This is a genomic window from Paenibacillus sp. GM2FR (genome assembly GCF_002803325.1).
Taxonomy (GTDB): domain Bacteria; phylum Bacillota; class Bacilli; order Paenibacillales; family Paenibacillaceae; genus Paenibacillus_AQ; species Paenibacillus_AQ lautus.
Genome location: NZ_MKZM01000008.1, coordinates 3412992 through 3427033 on the forward strand (window position 1 = coordinate 3412992; position 14042 = coordinate 3427033).

Sequence of the window (14042 nt, forward strand, 5' to 3'; positions counted from 1 at the left end):
GGGATCACCTCTGTATATCCTACTTCGGTACAATCTCATAGCTATTGACCAACCCGCGCTCATCAAAGTAAATAAAAAGACCCTCACTCTTGTAATCGACCCTTCGCAGTGATCCAAGATCATACACAGCTTTATCGTCATCGCCATTTGCCCATTTGGCATTGTCGTTGGCACCGAGGCGGTCCGTCACTTCCCCCTGAGTTAATCCGATCAAATCATGTTTCTCTAAAAAATCGTCCACCATAATCGATCTTTGTTCTGGATAACCAACCCAACGGTTGTAATCGAAGTGCTGCTGCGATTGGTTGTAACTTAAGGCGTAGATTGAAAAAGATAAGAGAAGTACCCCGATAATGCCAGTCGACCAATAATGCGTGGGATGTAACTTGCTCCTCGATGTTTTGGATATTAGATACAGAATGAGCAGCAGCAACAGAACAGGCAAAGAAACCAATACTACCGATAAAAAAGACAATACAATATGATAGTGGTAGATCAACCGGATGATTACTCCGGCATAGATCACAACGTATATGCCTACGACCAAACCAAGAACGGCAGCATGCGGATTCCATCTTGCTTCCTTGCTCTCCGACATAGGCCGCTCACCTCCAAGTTAAGTTCATGCATACGTTTTAGATTTCAGTCTGTCATCCCCTTCAGAATAGAGCCCGCTCTCCATTCGCTTTGATGAAAATATGCTCCGGATATTTTAAAGCCATGGGCGGAAGTTGATCCTCTGGAAAGAACACGAGCTCCGCAAACTCGTCGTTCTCACGATCCAACTCACCCGAGATGACGCGGCACTCGAACACAATGGTCAGGTACTCCACTTGATGTCCGTTGCTGTACGTATATCGGCGTTCTTTTCCACCATATACTCCAATAATTCGTTCAGGTACGATATCAAGCCCCGTCTCTTCCTTCGCTTCGCGAGTCATCGCCTCTGCCGGGGATTCCCCAAGCTCGATGGCGCCAGCCACAAGTCCCCATAATGCTTCTTGATGCTTTCTTCCAAATAAAATAAAATCCTGCTCATTACGGATAATCCCCGCAACGGATGGCATAAATATTAACTGGTTTCCGATCTTTTCTCTTAGATCCTTATAGTAGTCTGACATTCCCATGATTTGATGGCTCCTTTGGATTCCTAATCAAATGGATGATTAGAATCTGTTCGCTATTATTAACGCCAAGCATACTTCGATCTCCAGCTCAATTAGCCTCACTCCTTATGTAACTTCGCGTTTTCACGGTTCAATATGGATGTAATCTGCGCGATATGATGCTGGTTGTGCCACACGAATCGCTGCAGCGCGATATCCAGGGTAATACTGCCGAGCACTTGAGTTCTCATCGTTCTTTTGAAATCCTCAGGCTGTAAATCCTTAAGCAGGATAAGAAAACGAAAATGAAGTGTTTCCAGAAGCGAAAGCGAGTTCTCTATGGGAACCTCCGTGTAATCACTCAGCTCCGCCCATAAATCCTCCCGGTACGAGCTTGCCAGCGGCTCATTCTCGGTCAATGCACGTTTAAATCGCAAGTATGCGTTCATGTCGTTATCAGCCAGATGGTGCACGATTTGCTGAATGCTCCAACCCTCTTCACAATAGGGATATCGAAGCAGAGCATGGGGGCATTTCATTATGATTTGCCGAAGCGTCGGTGCGATCGTCGGAATGCGTTGTATAAACTTATGCCTTTCCTCTAATGTTGGCTCTTCTATCGGCTCAAAGGAACCAAGGGGAAAACGAATACCGCCCACTTCCTTACCTCCTCGATACATCATCGTATCCTACGGTTCCAAGCAACAAAGGATCTGTGTTTCACAACAGCACTAAACCATCTTGCCATACCCTTTACTAAACCCAGTCATAGCTTAGCCCCGATATCTGTTGTCTCCAACGGATCGTATAAACAATACACCTGAGAATACGGTAAGCAGCATGTGAATTTCCGGTTTTCCTAACACCTCTATAACGAAAAACCTTCCTAAGCCAAACCACTCTGCCCAATAGATCCACGGAATAAACACCACGACCATAAGTATAATAGCAGGTAACAGTAACCAGCTTACATGAATATGCCCTTTAATCACATATCCTAGCGCTCTCCACTCTATTAAAACTCCGAAAAGGAATCCCCATAGGCTCATCTTTAATAAGAAAAATAGCTGAGGAGAAAAATCTTGATACGATCTTTGAATTTCATGAAGAGTTTCTGTCATCAGGTACAGTAATATGAACATACCAATCATAACGAATCCGCCAAAAGCGATTTTTTTAAAATGGATCATCCCTCTTTCACTCCTTTATTCAGAAAAAACACGAAATGACACGCTAAGAAATATGATTATGCGATTCGCTTGAAGTTAGAAGCAAAGAAGGATGAAACAATTCAAGCGAGTGCTGAACGCCATTCTTGAGATTCTCCACGATCTGTCTCATCACGGCAGCATCCCGGAATTCCATGCTGTCATCCGCCAGGATATCGGACAGCTTAACCCACCGGCTATCTTTAATCTCGCCAGCTCCCAATTGAAGCAAGCCCCCCCACCACTTCTCCGGTAAAATGGAACATGATGACTGGGTGATTCAAGCTGCTGATAAATGGATACACGCCTGTGGTGCCTGTCAACTGGACATCATAACCTGTCTCTTCCTTCACTTCTCTTATAGCCGCCTCAAGCATAGCTTCCCCAGGCTCGATGCGCCCTCCCGGGAAGGTCCAGGTATCCCGCACCGAAGGTTTATTTTCTTGGATGATGAGCACTTGATCCCCTTGAAAAAGGGTAACGTTGACCACAAGAACATTTCCATTTTCCGTCATATCCACATCCCTTTGCACATGATCATAAACAAACAGAACCCACCTTTGGCGTTAACCACGAGGAGGGTTCTTGGATGAAATATTGGCTGATTAACATCATTCTACCGTTAAAGCACATAACGTGCAATCGCGCGGCGTTGTTGAAAATTCAATACAAATGACTCCCCTTCTCGCGCATAATGATCCAAGCTTGTCCATAAGGATCCGTAAAATCCAGAAACCATGCGAAGCCTTAGTCCCGAATCTGCTCAATTCACGCGGCAACGGCAGATAAATAGGACTCAGTTCTACGATAACTCGATTGGTTTTGAATATAAATGATGCCTCTAGTCTCCTGCAAGTCACTCTTGCAAGGAGTCTTTTTTTTGAAGATAGAGTCACGCGTCGGGTCAGGCTGCTAAAGCAAAGAGTATATTATTGAAGACTGGTGAAGGGAGGGAGTACTATTAATAATAACCATGCCCAGAACATGATTACCAAGATTCCCGATGGAACGCTTGTCCGCGGTTCGGGCTCGGCTGTATTTCTGATTGAACACGGCAAAAAACGGCCCGTTATGGATTCCAGTTCCTTTTATTTTTACAAACTAATGACCAATAAAATCATACCACTTGAGGATATGCTGCTTCGCCCGTATCCTCTTGGAGAAGGCGTGACGGCGGCTTCGGGACCGTGGGCGAAGTGCGCCCCGGCAACTGTATTCGTAAAGGGGAGCGGATCTGGGATTTATTTGTGGATGGACAGCCGTTTGTTCCCGATCCAGTCTGGGGAAGTGTTCCGACGTTTGCGGTGCCAAATGGACGAAATCGTGCATGTCCCGGATTCCTTGGTTCGTTCTTTGCCGGTTGGACACTCCATTAGCACCTCTTTTTTTCTTCAGCACCCGGTTCTAAACGGACGCCTGTACTGCTCCCCGAACGGTCATATTTACTACGGCGAACGGCGAATGCTGCGAAAAGTGGAAGGTCCCATGGTTTTTTCCTACTTTCAATGGAGCGTCGATCAGCTGATCTATTTAACCCAAGATGAATTTATAAAAAGCCCGATCGGAAAGCCGGTACTTTCCTAACCGGGGTCAGACACGGGCGGGAGGCAAGAAAACATGTTACCGAGGGTTTCAGTTATTATCCCTTTTTACAACTGTTCCTATGTTCAACAAGCCGTAGAGAGTGCTTTGGCGCAAACCTATCCTGAGATGGAAGTCATTGTGGTCGATGACGGGTCTTCCGAGCATATGGATCTCCTAACTCCTTATATTGACCGCATCCGGTATATCCGAAAGATCAACGGGGGAACGGCTTCCGCTCTTAACGCCGGTATTCGAGAAGCTAAAGGAGATTATATCGCTTGGCTTAGTTCGGACGACTATTATCTCCCCAACAAAATAGCACGCCAAATTTCGTTTATGCTGCAACGCGGAGCGTGGATCAGCAGTACAAACTTCAACTTCGTCAACGAACGGAACATAGTGCTCCAAGAAGCCCCTAATTTTTCGTTTTCTTCAACTATGGAGCTGCTTGATCGATTAAAAACTGCATGTCCGATTAATGGCTGCACCACCATGATGAAAAGACACCTTTTTGAAAAGGTCGGCATGTTCAATGAAAAGATTAAATACACGCAGGATTACGACATGTGGTGCCGGGTCGTGCTCACCGGTTACGAATTTCATTACTTGCATGATATTCTTCTGCACTACCGTTATCATCCGAACATGGGGACCTTAAAGCACCAAAACGCCCTTAAGCAAGAATTCGCGGCCCTTCAGGCCATATATAGCGACAGGCTGGAGCAGCGAAGACAGGTATTACTAACAGGAGGGCGGAAGCCTTGAAAATTTTGCTGGCTACCTATTTTCAAATCCCGCATGTCGGCGGAGTGTGGAAATATATGTTGCAGGTGAAACAGGGACTTGAACAAGAAGGGCATCAGGTGGATCTTTTTGGGAACGGACTGAACCGATTTTATATTTTCAACGGTAACCAGGAGGTTCCGAAGGTTCACTTCAAAGAAATGTTCGATCACAAGATAACCCCTGCCACCGCGCCTTTAATTGCCGAGCATCCCTGGGTCAGGGGGGCGGAGACCGACAGGTATAACATGGAGTTATCGCTCGCTTTTATCGGTCTTGACCAATACGATATCATACACGCGCAGGACGTTCTTGCCGCCGCTGCCATAAAACGCATAAAACCCGAACGGATACCGTTGGTGACCTCCATTCACGCTTCTGCGGCTCTCACGGTACTGGATATGCTGAAGAACAACAAAACTTCTTCGGAAGACCCGATGAGCTCCCTGGTCTGGAAATACTATAAATCTATGGAATACTTGGGAAGCTCGGTAAGCGATAAAATCCTTCTTGCTTCCGAATGGCTTAAGGAAGTGATGGTTCATCAATTTAGGGCTCCGTCCGAACGGATTGCTCTTATTCCTTACGCCATCGACATCCCTTTTTTTCACAGCAGCATGCGTACGGTTTCCCTAAATCCGATCGCGAAGCCCACGGGTAAAACCGTGATCATCAGCACTTCGCGTCTTAGCTACGAGAAGGGGATCCATGTCTTGCTGAATGCCTTGTGCAGGCTGTATGTAGACCGCCAGGACTGGGAGTGCTGGCTGGTCGGAGACGGGGACAAGCGCAAGGAATACGAGGAGTTATGCCTCCGGATGGGCATTCAGTCGGCGGTGCGTTTCCTGGGAAGCCGGGAGGACGTCCCCTATTTGCTGAGTCAGGCCGAAATTTTCGCAATGCCCAGTTTGATGGAAACCCTATCCTACTCGGTTATGGAAGCACAGCTAGCAGGTCTTCCCATCGCATCATCCAGCGCAGGCGGATTAAAGGAAGCGGTACGGCATAACGTTGATGGATTGCTGTCGCCTCCGGGAGACGCGCATGTACTTTATCTGCACTTGGGCCGGTTGCTGTCAGATCCATCTTTCCGGCGCAGGCTTGGAGACAATGCGCTGGCGTGGGCCTTAAAAAACCGGTCTCTCCAGACGATGGTCAAGCGTTTGACAGAGGTTTATTCGGAGCAGGTGTCTCTAAAAAAACAATCCTAATTTTAAAAAGGCGGTGTTTGTCATGAACGTGCATCAGGTTCCCGGGGACAGATACAACGGGTTGTTTTTAACCCAGCTTTCCCAGCCGCATATTGTTGTCAACCGACAGGTGTGGGACCGGATTTCCGCCAATCTCCCCAAAGAATACTTCCTTCCGGATTTCCGCATCATCAATCTCATGATGAACGCTTAGGACCATCGCCTCAATAAGAATTAGAGGGGAAGAAGAATATGGGAACATCCAATTGGCAAAATATTTCATATTGCGTGGAACTACTCCGTCAAATTTCACCGTCCTCGGTACTTGATGTCGGCGTTGGATTTGGCCGCTGGGGCATGTTATGCCGCGAATTCCTCGATGTGTGGTCAGGTCGGGTATTTCGCAAGGATTGGAAGGTAAGGGTGGAAGGAATCGAAATATTTCCTAAAAACATTGATCGGTACCATTCGTATTTCTACGATAAGATTCACATCGCTGACGCTTTTGAATTTATTCCGTCTTCTTCGCCCGGAGAATATGACGTCATAATCATGGGTGATGTTCTGGAGCACTTCGAAAAGGACAAGGCGGTTACCCTTCTGAATGCTGGCATTGCAAGAAGCAAGCACGTTCTGCTGAACATTCCCATCGGAACGGAATGGCCGCAAGGTACGGTGTACGGCAATGAGTTCGAGGCCCACCGCAGCATCTGGACAACCGAGGAACTTGATGCTTTCCCGGTTAAAGCCAAAAGGCATTTTAAAGATTATATTAACCGAGATTTTTCAACGTATTTATTTTCTTCGAAGTAAGGGGATTTCGATAAATTGGAGGGTGAGCGATGTCCGGGTATTTACATGTTGATGTCCCGATTGAACTGCTGTTCACGGATCTGGTCACGGAGGAAGGAAAAAAGGATGTTCCGAACTACACCGATCACTGGTACGAACATCATAAGCTTTCCGCTGATATTCCAATCATGCGTTTTAATTCGCACAAAAGCCTGTACCGATATTTCATGAACGAACAAGCCAGCCCGTCGGCGTACCTGGATTGGTATAAGAAAATCTATATCACCCGGGGAATCGAACCACCTTTAAATGATCAAGAGGTCATCGCCTTTAGGAAAAATCAGTTTCACATGATGAAGGTGGATTTATCGTCCAATAGCGCTTTTTTACACCAAAATCCGCCTTTGGTGAAATTTAATCGCGCAGGAGGTTATTTTAACCTGAGGGACGGGCATCACAGGTCGACTTTTTTGTACTGCCAAGGTAAAAGGAGCATTAAAGTCAAAATATCCTGCGAAGATTATATTCACTGGATGAATATCGAAGGGCTTTCGGAGGTTGCCGATTCTTTTCAGAGATATCAAAGGAACCTTATTTATACGCCCATACTGCACCCTTCCTATCTTCATTTGAAAAGCGAGCGCGACCAAATCTATCCGACAAGACTTGATATCATGATGGATTTCTTGGGCTCACGTTCGCTTCGCGGTACGAAAGTGATCGATATCGGCTGCAATATCGGATATTACGCGCGGCATTTCGTTCGCGAAGGTGCGCACGTAACCGGGCTGGAACCGATGGCTGAGCATTATGATCTGGCTTTGCGGCTGAATCAGCTGGAAAGGGTGAACTTTAATCTGCTTCCGGACCGCTTCGAATCTTCATCTAGACTTCAGAGATATGAGATTGGCATCCTGTTAACCGTTTTTTATCATCTTATGGGAGACCGGGATATCCGTAACGCTTTTTTGCGCAAAATCAATCAATGCATAACCGATATGCTTTTCTGGGAATCCGGCGGCGAGCCTGAAACGGAAAAATCGCTTCTGCTGCAAAATACACATTTCACCCGGTACGTGAAGCTGGCGGCAACATCGGGCACAGGGAAAGTAAGGGAGCTCGGCGTATTCTTAAAAACCTGAAATGGGTGTTTACAGGTGAGCTGAAACTCGGAAGGCGGTGCTCTTGAGACGTTAATTACAGCGTTGAGGTCAAAAGGCCCTGCAGATACAATGGCTCTTCTTGGCCTCATTCATGTACCGACCCACCGCAAGAGCCGGGAATGACCGGCGAAATAAAAAAAGCGGTGGGGCTAGGTTTACATATCACGAACAGCCTGATGAAACTTTTCCGGGATCATGTGCTACATAACGCGGAAGTAGAGTAAGCTAACCTGCACTCAACCTCGGGTTGAGTGCAGGTTTTGTCCGTCTTCATGTTAGTTTAAGGGCCTTAGATCGTAACTAACGCAGAATCAATACACCCTTCTTTCCTGCGTAGCCTCCTCAAGCCATGAGATAAGCCCCATTTTGCTAATATAGATTTCGTTTTGCACCACAATATAAGGAAACCGCGAACCCGCAGCAGCCCCCTGCCCTCTTACCGCATTCTCGGCTGAGATGATATTTTTCACCTGATACTCGGTCAGGTTCAAGAATTCAGCGGTTTGTTCAAGAGTCATTAACGGACTTTCAGATTGCACCAAGTAGGCTTCATCCGCAACAGCTGGCACAGACTTTGAACCCTCAGTCCCCTGAAGTATAAAACTCGCCGCAACGATGGAAATCCCGATAATCAAAGAGCTGATAATTGAACCGTAATTCAATGTCTTCAAACCATAATCACCTCGATTCATAATGGTATATTCCTGATACACTCAACCATTTCCTCCACCAATATCCAAAAGGAAAGCAAAAACCTAAAATATTGTAAATACGCAACCCGCTAAAAATAAGATATGATATGGGCAAATCAGGAAGGGAGGACAGGATAAACCTACTTAATTACCGGCTTTAGAAGAAACATCATCTTGCACATGACGAAGGAGGAACTTTAATGAGAATCCCCAAAATCACCAGCCTGTTCATGATGCTTACATTTTTGACGTCGGCTTCGCTATCCACTTCCGGCGAACTGGCAAGCACGGCCGAAGCATCGTCAGGACCTTTGCGCGTGATGAGCTTCAACCTGCGTTATGCCGCCAACGACAGTCAACCTTGGGAGAAGCGCCGCCCTGTCACGAAGAACCTGATTCTGGAGCATAAACCGGATGTCATCGGGACGCAGGAAGGACTTCACCGGCAAATCGTTGATATAGAGAACGATCTGCCGGGGTATGACCGAATTGGAATCGGACGTGAAGGCGGGAACTTAGGGGAGTACATGGCGATTTTTTATAATACGGAGCGATTGAAGCCCTTGGAACAGTCTCACTTCTGGCTGTCCGATACGCCGCAGACGATCAGCTCCGCCAGTTGGGGTAACCAGATTCCGCGGATGGCAACCTGGGTTCGCTTTCAAGATCTTCAGAACGGCAAAACCTTTTATATGGTCAACACGCATCTGGATCACCAATCCGAGGTTTCCCGGCAGAAGAGCGCCGCACTCATTGTCGACAAAATGAAGGCCTTTGCCTCGGATATCCCCGTGGTCGTGACCGGCGATTTCAATACCGTTCCGGGAAGCGATACGCATTCGATTTTTACAAGCAACGGGCTGTCGGACGGACATGTCACCGCCAAGAAACGCACCAACGATGACCTGGGAACCTTCCATAATTATAAGGACCCTACGGGCGGCGGCAGCGGAAACCGGATTGACTGGATTCTGCATAACCAAGACTGGAATGTCCTGCACAGCGAGATTATCAACTACAATGAAAACGGCCAATACCCTAGCGATCATTATCCCATCATGATGGAAGGCACCTTGCAAAAATCCAACAAAACGACCGAAGAAACGGTGCCTAAGCCGCCTCTGACCACTGCCCTTCATATCACTGAGGTGGTCGCTAACTCGAACGAACAAGGAAATTACAATTATGTGGAGATCTACAACCCGAATGACCGGGAAATCGACCTGGAAGGATACCAAATCTACTACTATTACGACCCTGCGCTTCCGTTCGATAAATCCAAGTCCAACCGCTGGACCCTTACGAAGGATCGCTACAGCACGAACACCATCATCGGCCCTAATGAAACTAAAGTGATCTGGATCAAGAAGCAGCCCTGCTGTTATGACCTGAGTATGGAGCAGTTCCTAGCCAACTATAATACCTCCGGAGATGAGCTCTCGCCTTCTCAACTGCTGGCCGTCTTCACGCCGGGGAACAATCAGGGGCTGAATGGAACCTCCACCAGCGGACGTTCCTTGGGCATCTCGTCGCCATCCGGCACGCATCTTATAGGCGTACAGTTCAATAACGGGCAACTGGATGCCGGGATTAATGAATCGATCACGTATCGAGAGCCCGAGCCGCTGACGAGCATTATGCAGAAAAAAGAGACCCACCAGATCCCTTCTCCAGGTCAACCGTAAAATAAAAAGTCCCCCTTGATCGCCGGATACGCCATCTAAGGGGGACTTGCTTATTAGATCGATGTGGATTTATATTGAACCGCCAAACACTGCTTCGCGATGTAAAAAATCTGACCCATATGCTCCGAGTAATGCGTGGCGCATTGATGCAGGATGTCGAGGTTACTCCGTTCTTTTCCGCGTACCGATTGAACCCGTTCAAAGTCCTGACTCGACATGGATTTTACCGTATCGATCAGAAACTGAAATCGGTTCTTCACGATCTGAATCAGATCATCCCGGCTGACAAATACCTGAGTCAACTCTTCCTCCCGGTTCCGCGTAACTTCTTGATGTAGAATCCCTTTCATGACCCGCTCTTGAATGTTACCTTCAATGTGCCTGATCAACGTCGATATGCTCAGACTGGAATGGTTGGGCCGCCAATTGACTTGCTCATCGTTTAACTGCACCAGCACTTTTAAGGTACGGCTGCGGATGTTTTCAAATTTGTCCTCCAGCCACTTCCGGTTGAACTCATGATCCATAACGCAACACTCCTTTTTCGGTATGATAAACGATTTGATGTCACTTCTTCATCGCTTTCCAGATGTATTTGTGTTCATGGACTCCAAGCTGCCCGTCGATCTGATTCTCCCGTATCTTAGCCTCGAGTTCACCCTTCATTTCCGGCAAGGTGATATCGGGATTACCCGGCGTATCCGACAGAAACAATGCAAATTCGCGGGCATTCGGGAAGTAAGTAATCGCTTCATTATACTCCTCGATCTCGACATTCATGTAGCGGTTCTCCGACAATCGCCTTCGAACAGCAGTCACATCATTATGTATGCCGATGATGGTGCCGCCTGAGGCCAATATCCTGGGATGTTCAAGGATCGAGGTGGGTCCTCTGCGGTCATAGATGAGATCAAACTGACCATCTTGAAAGGGCATCTCGGTTTTCGTTGTGGCATACACAAATTCCACATTCCCGATTCCACTGCTCTCGAGTAAGGATTGGGAGATTCGGATCATCTCTGCGGAATTGTCAAAACCGATGATGTTCTCAGCATGCCTGGACATCCGGAGCGTGAACTCGCCATGCCCGCAGCCTGCATCCAGCACCGAATGAAACTGCGGCAGCATCTCCACTAACCGCTCCTCAAACACCTCTCCCGCCGACCTTCCGACTACGGTACACACCGCTCTTCCTCTGTAGCCGCCATTTCTGCGTGCGATCATGTCATACCAATCATTCCCCATGCATTACCTCCTCCGTGATAAGCTGCATTGCACTCACCATCCAAGATGGCAGAAACCTGTTTTTACGTGATCTGATACAAGCCGCTAGGTGCTGAAATCAACCGAAATATCTAATGACTTAAAATATTACCATTTTGTTCCGTAATGTCAACGGTTACATTTAAAAAATTCCCGTCTAAATCATACCTTTATCTTTCGATCTCCCCGATATTCGCTCCTCATTCGAGACGTTCAAAAAACTGAAACGGGCGCAGGCTAACTCCCAATCCATAGGTAAACATTCAGAAAAAACAATTGCTCCTGTCATAATTTGTCGACTACAATGGAGGAATATTAATCCAATACATAGATACATACAGGAGGATTCAAATGTTTCTAAAAAGGTGGCGTCTATTATTATCTTTAACCCTTATTCTATCGTTGTGCATGACATCCATGGCAAGCGCGGCGGGATCCAACCAAGACAAATATGCCTGGGCCAATGAGTCCGTTGATTTCCTTAGATCCCATGGGGTTTTTGAGAACATGGAGTATCGGACAAAAACGTTAGGCAAGATGGTGACCAAATCCGATCTTACCCTTATGGTTCACCGGTTGTTTACCGATTTCCGGGTCGAAGCCGATAAGAATATCAACATTCCCGGCGTCCCTTATGGGCACCCATCCTACCAGATCTTTAAGGATGTATACGGCAGTATACCTTCAGCGCCGAACGGATTAATCGGAGCCGCCGACAAAATCAATTATGGCAATGAAACCTTCAAGTATATACCGGAGAAAGTGTTAACACGCTGGGACTTGTTGATTACGCTGAATGCGCTGTTTGATGATATTGGTTATTCCCTGGAGTTATCGGACGGTGAGGATATCGCGAGATTGCGGGCGATTAAAGACCTACCCAAAAGATATTTCAATTCCTACAACCAATATGAGAAATGGAAGTATGCCTATCAGCCATTGACACCGGAAATCGGATTGATGCAAGACAAAAAATATGGGCCTTCCTTAGCCTCCGACCTCGATTACGTCAAAGCCTATGCGGTGCTCGGCTTTGCCGAGGCCGGCATCATGAAACCCGATACGAAAGGGTATTTTCGCCCGAATCAAAAGGTAACGTTAGCAGAAACCGCAGTTGTCCTGCATCGAATTTACGACTATTATAGTGGCAGCGACTATGTCCGGGAACCATCGCCGGATGATCTCATTCCGAATGGCACAAGAAATTTTATCTATGCGGGTTCCCCATCAGGACACGGACAAAGTCCGGTTTCTGACTTTGCTTTGGTGAATCGCGATGCCCTGCCGGAATTCTATCTGGCCTTGAAGGCTACGGAGAAAATCGACTTGCAGATCAACGTGAACGGGGAGCCATCCTATTATACTTACGAGCAGTTGAGCAACCCTAAGCAGCCTGTTCGAATCTCCTTGAATGGCGCATACTATGCAGAATTCATCCCCATTATCCGAAGCAAGGGTCAAAAAGCAACCGGCGACAATAACAACATTGAAGTTATGTATTATTACTCTGATAAGTTCCAGGACTTTACCCAAACCATATGGTATGAACCCAAGTTCTAGTTAAGTTAACAAAGGGAGTGCACAACTGTTGCAAACAGTAGGCACTCCCTTTTTATCGTGTTACAAGACATATTCAAGTTCTTAAAATGTTTGCCTTCCCGCTTTGCAGATCCTCAAATACCGGTCTTTGCACAGAGCTGATGTCCTCTAGCTCAATCTCATGCAATGCCTTGAATTCCAACTGTAACGACTCGTTATCCTCATCGTGATGAATCAGTATTCTGCCTTGCTCCTCCGTCCTCCCTCTCAAATCCGCCGTGGCGTTAAAAATAAACATGACAAACACGACTTCATTTCCGTCCGGATAACGATATTGCATTCTGGGTCCGCTATAAACCCCATAGAGTTCATGATCGAGGACGACCAGCCCCGTTTCTTCGAGCACTTCCCGTCTCATCGTCTCTTCAACGGATTCTCCTGCCTCCATACCGCCGCCGGGAAGTCCCCAATTGCCGTAGTCCGAGCGTCGTTGGAGCAAGATTCGCCCTTGATGATCCCGGATGATGGCGCCGCCAGTCACGATGATTTTCATATCAGCATAATCCTCTCCACATACTTATAGACCAAGGGTTCAAAGCATCAGTTTCGCTACGGATTCACCATCCGACCACGGCATGACGCCGATTTCCTCAAACCCCGCTTTGACGTAAAGCTGCCTGGCCCGTTCGTTCTTCGGATCAAAACTTATCATCAAGACATCCGTCCGGTCAGGTTTGTTTCGGATTTCTTCGATTATGATTCGAAGTGCTTCTTTGCCATATCCCTTCCCTTGATAATGCCCGTCGATCATGAAACGGTAAATCCAGTAGTTCCCGTCATCGGAGTCCAAGCCATACAACGCGAATCCGACCATCGTCTGCTCATCATAAATCGCCATTGCTTCAAAATGTTCAAGAAATTGAAACTGGGCAATCGAATACAGATTGGAGGCAATAAAGCCCTCTTGCTCCGGTTTCGCTTTCAGTTTAATGCATTCGGTCCAATTATCCTTATCAACGGGTTGCAGTCTAATCATC

General features: G+C 47.0%; 19 protein-coding genes. 8 read left to right on the top strand and 11 right to left on the bottom strand.

The annotated features are described in order from the left end of the window. Positions 1-19: 19 nt before the first annotated feature. The 6 genes from PAEVO_RS15390 to PAEVO_RS34375 form a co-directional block, all read right to left on the bottom strand. Positions 20-598 carry a hypothetical protein gene (locus PAEVO_RS15390; RefSeq protein ID WP_100538327.1) on the bottom strand — a complete coding sequence of 193 codons (579 nt, stop codon included), beginning with the start codon at positions 596-598 and terminating at the stop codon, positions 20-22. 61 nt (positions 599-659) lie between these two features. Further along, positions 660-1127 carry an NUDIX domain-containing protein gene (locus PAEVO_RS15395; protein ID WP_100538328.1) on the bottom strand — a complete coding sequence of 156 codons (468 nt, stop codon included), beginning with the start codon at positions 1125-1127 and terminating at the stop codon, positions 660-662. Between the two features lie 98 nt (positions 1128-1225). Continuing rightward, a complete protein-coding gene (locus PAEVO_RS15400; RefSeq protein ID WP_243390787.1) occupies positions 1226-1765 on the bottom strand; it encodes a YfiT family bacillithiol transferase in 540 nt (179 codons plus the stop codon). A 114-nt stretch (positions 1766-1879) separates the two neighbouring features. Further along, a complete protein-coding gene (locus tag PAEVO_RS15405) occupies positions 1880-2296 on the bottom strand; it encodes a hypothetical protein (protein WP_100538330.1) in 417 nt (138 codons plus the stop codon). A 43-nt stretch (positions 2297-2339) separates the two neighbouring features. Beyond that, a complete protein-coding gene (locus PAEVO_RS34370) occupies positions 2340-2537 on the bottom strand; it encodes a hypothetical protein (RefSeq protein WP_243390788.1) in 198 nt (65 codons plus the stop codon). After that, the gene (locus PAEVO_RS34375) at positions 2518-2829 is read right to left on the bottom strand and encodes an NUDIX hydrolase (RefSeq protein WP_243390789.1); all 312 of its coding nucleotides are present in this window, start codon (positions 2827-2829) and stop codon (positions 2518-2520) included. The genes PAEVO_RS34370 and PAEVO_RS34375 overlap by 20 nt, the downstream gene beginning before the upstream one ends. A gap of 469 nt (positions 2830-3298) precedes the next feature. Between PAEVO_RS34375 and PAEVO_RS15420 the strand changes: the two genes are divergently transcribed. Genes PAEVO_RS15420 through PAEVO_RS15440 form a run of 6 tightly spaced genes read left to right on the top strand, consistent with a single transcriptional unit; the run spans position 3299 to position 7805 of the window. Beyond that, positions 3299-3898 carry a hypothetical protein gene (locus PAEVO_RS15420; RefSeq protein ID WP_100538331.1) on the top strand — a complete coding sequence of 200 codons (600 nt, stop codon included), beginning with the start codon at positions 3299-3301 and terminating at the stop codon, positions 3896-3898. Between the two features lie 33 nt (positions 3899-3931). Further along, the gene (locus PAEVO_RS15425; protein ID WP_100538332.1) at positions 3932-4663 is read left to right on the top strand and encodes a glycosyltransferase family 2 protein; all 732 of its coding nucleotides are present in this window, start codon (positions 3932-3934) and stop codon (positions 4661-4663) included. Then, positions 4660-5892 carry a glycosyltransferase family 4 protein gene (locus PAEVO_RS15430; RefSeq protein ID WP_100538333.1) on the top strand — a complete coding sequence of 411 codons (1233 nt, stop codon included), beginning with the start codon at positions 4660-4662 and terminating at the stop codon, positions 5890-5892. The genes PAEVO_RS15425 and PAEVO_RS15430 overlap by 4 nt, the downstream gene beginning before the upstream one ends. Before the next feature lie 22 nt (positions 5893-5914). After that, a complete protein-coding gene (locus tag PAEVO_RS33850; protein WP_165789671.1) occupies positions 5915-6085 on the top strand; it encodes a hypothetical protein in 171 nt (56 codons plus the stop codon). Between the two features lie 38 nt (positions 6086-6123). Continuing rightward, on the top strand, positions 6124-6684 hold the full coding sequence (locus PAEVO_RS15435; protein ID WP_100538334.1) for a methyltransferase domain-containing protein: 561 nt from the start codon (positions 6124-6126) through the stop codon (positions 6682-6684). Between the two features lie 29 nt (positions 6685-6713). After that, positions 6714-7805 (top strand): class I SAM-dependent methyltransferase, encoded by a 1092-nt coding sequence (locus PAEVO_RS15440; protein ID WP_100538335.1) that lies wholly within the window; start codon positions 6714-6716, stop codon positions 7803-7805. 332 nt (positions 7806-8137) lie between these two features. Here the strand turns inward: PAEVO_RS15440 and PAEVO_RS15445 are convergent, their stop codons facing one another. Next, positions 8138-8539, bottom strand: coding sequence for a hypothetical protein (locus PAEVO_RS15445; protein ID WP_243390790.1), 402 nt, complete (start codon positions 8537-8539; stop codon positions 8138-8140). A gap of 179 nt (positions 8540-8718) precedes the next feature. Between PAEVO_RS15445 and PAEVO_RS15450 the strand changes: the two genes are divergently transcribed. Beyond that, on the top strand, positions 8719-10203 hold the full coding sequence (locus tag PAEVO_RS15450) for an endonuclease/exonuclease/phosphatase family protein (protein WP_100538336.1): 1485 nt from the start codon (positions 8719-8721) through the stop codon (positions 10201-10203). A gap of 53 nt (positions 10204-10256) precedes the next feature. On the opposite strand, the gene PAEVO_RS15455 is transcribed toward PAEVO_RS15450, so the two are convergent. Both PAEVO_RS15455 and PAEVO_RS15460 read right to left on the bottom strand, forming a co-directional pair. Next, entirely contained in the window at positions 10257-10730 is a 474-nt protein-coding gene (locus PAEVO_RS15455; RefSeq protein WP_100538337.1) for a DinB family protein, read from the bottom strand. Positions 10731-10770: 40 nt separating this feature from the next. After that, a complete protein-coding gene (locus PAEVO_RS15460) occupies positions 10771-11448 on the bottom strand; it encodes a class I SAM-dependent methyltransferase (RefSeq protein ID WP_100538338.1) in 678 nt (225 codons plus the stop codon). A 369-nt stretch (positions 11449-11817) separates the two neighbouring features. On the opposite strand from PAEVO_RS15460, the gene PAEVO_RS15465 reads away from it, so the two are divergent. Further along, the gene (locus PAEVO_RS15465; protein ID WP_100538339.1) at positions 11818-13026 is read left to right on the top strand and encodes an S-layer homology domain-containing protein; all 1209 of its coding nucleotides are present in this window, start codon (positions 11818-11820) and stop codon (positions 13024-13026) included. A 73-nt stretch (positions 13027-13099) separates the two neighbouring features. Here PAEVO_RS15465 and PAEVO_RS15470 read toward each other — a convergent pair whose 3' ends face one another. Further along, positions 13100-13558 carry an NUDIX domain-containing protein gene (locus tag PAEVO_RS15470; protein ID WP_100538340.1) on the bottom strand — a complete coding sequence of 153 codons (459 nt, stop codon included), beginning with the start codon at positions 13556-13558 and terminating at the stop codon, positions 13100-13102. A 39-nt stretch (positions 13559-13597) separates the two neighbouring features. After that, positions 13598-14041, bottom strand: a complete 444-nt coding sequence (locus PAEVO_RS15475; protein ID WP_100538341.1) for a GNAT family N-acetyltransferase — start codon at positions 14039-14041, stop codon at positions 13598-13600. Between the last annotated feature and the right edge of the window lies 1 nt (position 14042).

What these genes read in the sequence shown, in the direction of transcription:
- PAEVO_RS15470 (WP_100538340.1), bottom strand. Translation starts at nt 13,558, where the DNA reads ATGAAAATCATCGTGACTGGCGGCGCCATCATCCGGGATCATCAAGGG.
- PAEVO_RS15450 (WP_100538336.1), top strand. Translation starts at nt 8,719, where the DNA reads ATGAGAATCCCCAAAATCACCAGCCTGTTCATGATGCTTACATTTTTG.
- PAEVO_RS33850 (WP_165789671.1), top strand. Translation starts at nt 5,915, where the DNA reads ATGAACGTGCATCAGGTTCCCGGGGACAGATACAACGGGTTGTTTTTA.
- PAEVO_RS15455 (WP_100538337.1), bottom strand. Translation starts at nt 10,730, where the DNA reads ATGGATCATGAGTTCAACCGGAAGTGGCTGGAGGACAAATTTGAAAAC.
- PAEVO_RS15475 (WP_100538341.1), bottom strand. Translation starts at nt 14,041, where the DNA reads ATGATTAGACTGCAACCCGTTGATAAGGATAATTGGACCGAATGCATT.
- PAEVO_RS15460 (WP_100538338.1), bottom strand. Translation starts at nt 11,448, where the DNA reads ATGGGGAATGATTGGTATGACATGATCGCACGCAGAAATGGCGGCTAC.
- PAEVO_RS34375 (WP_243390789.1), bottom strand. Translation starts at nt 2,829, where the DNA reads ATGACGGAAAATGGAAATGTTCTTGTGGTCAACGTTACCCTTTTTCAA.
- PAEVO_RS15435 (WP_100538334.1), top strand. Translation starts at nt 6,124, where the DNA reads ATGGGAACATCCAATTGGCAAAATATTTCATATTGCGTGGAACTACTC.
- PAEVO_RS15395 (WP_100538328.1), bottom strand. Translation starts at nt 1,127, where the DNA reads ATGGGAATGTCAGACTACTATAAGGATCTAAGAGAAAAGATCGGAAAC.
- PAEVO_RS15465 (WP_100538339.1), top strand. Translation starts at nt 11,818, where the DNA reads ATGTTTCTAAAAAGGTGGCGTCTATTATTATCTTTAACCCTTATTCTA.
- PAEVO_RS15440 (WP_100538335.1), top strand. Translation starts at nt 6,714, where the DNA reads ATGTCCGGGTATTTACATGTTGATGTCCCGATTGAACTGCTGTTCACG.
- PAEVO_RS15425 (WP_100538332.1), top strand. Translation starts at nt 3,932, where the DNA reads ATGTTACCGAGGGTTTCAGTTATTATCCCTTTTTACAACTGTTCCTAT.
- PAEVO_RS15420 (WP_100538331.1), top strand. Translation starts at nt 3,299, where the DNA reads ATGATTACCAAGATTCCCGATGGAACGCTTGTCCGCGGTTCGGGCTCG.
- PAEVO_RS15390 (WP_100538327.1), bottom strand. Translation starts at nt 598, where the DNA reads ATGTCGGAGAGCAAGGAAGCAAGATGGAATCCGCATGCTGCCGTTCTT.
- PAEVO_RS15405 (WP_100538330.1), bottom strand. Translation starts at nt 2,296, where the DNA reads ATGATCCATTTTAAAAAAATCGCTTTTGGCGGATTCGTTATGATTGGT.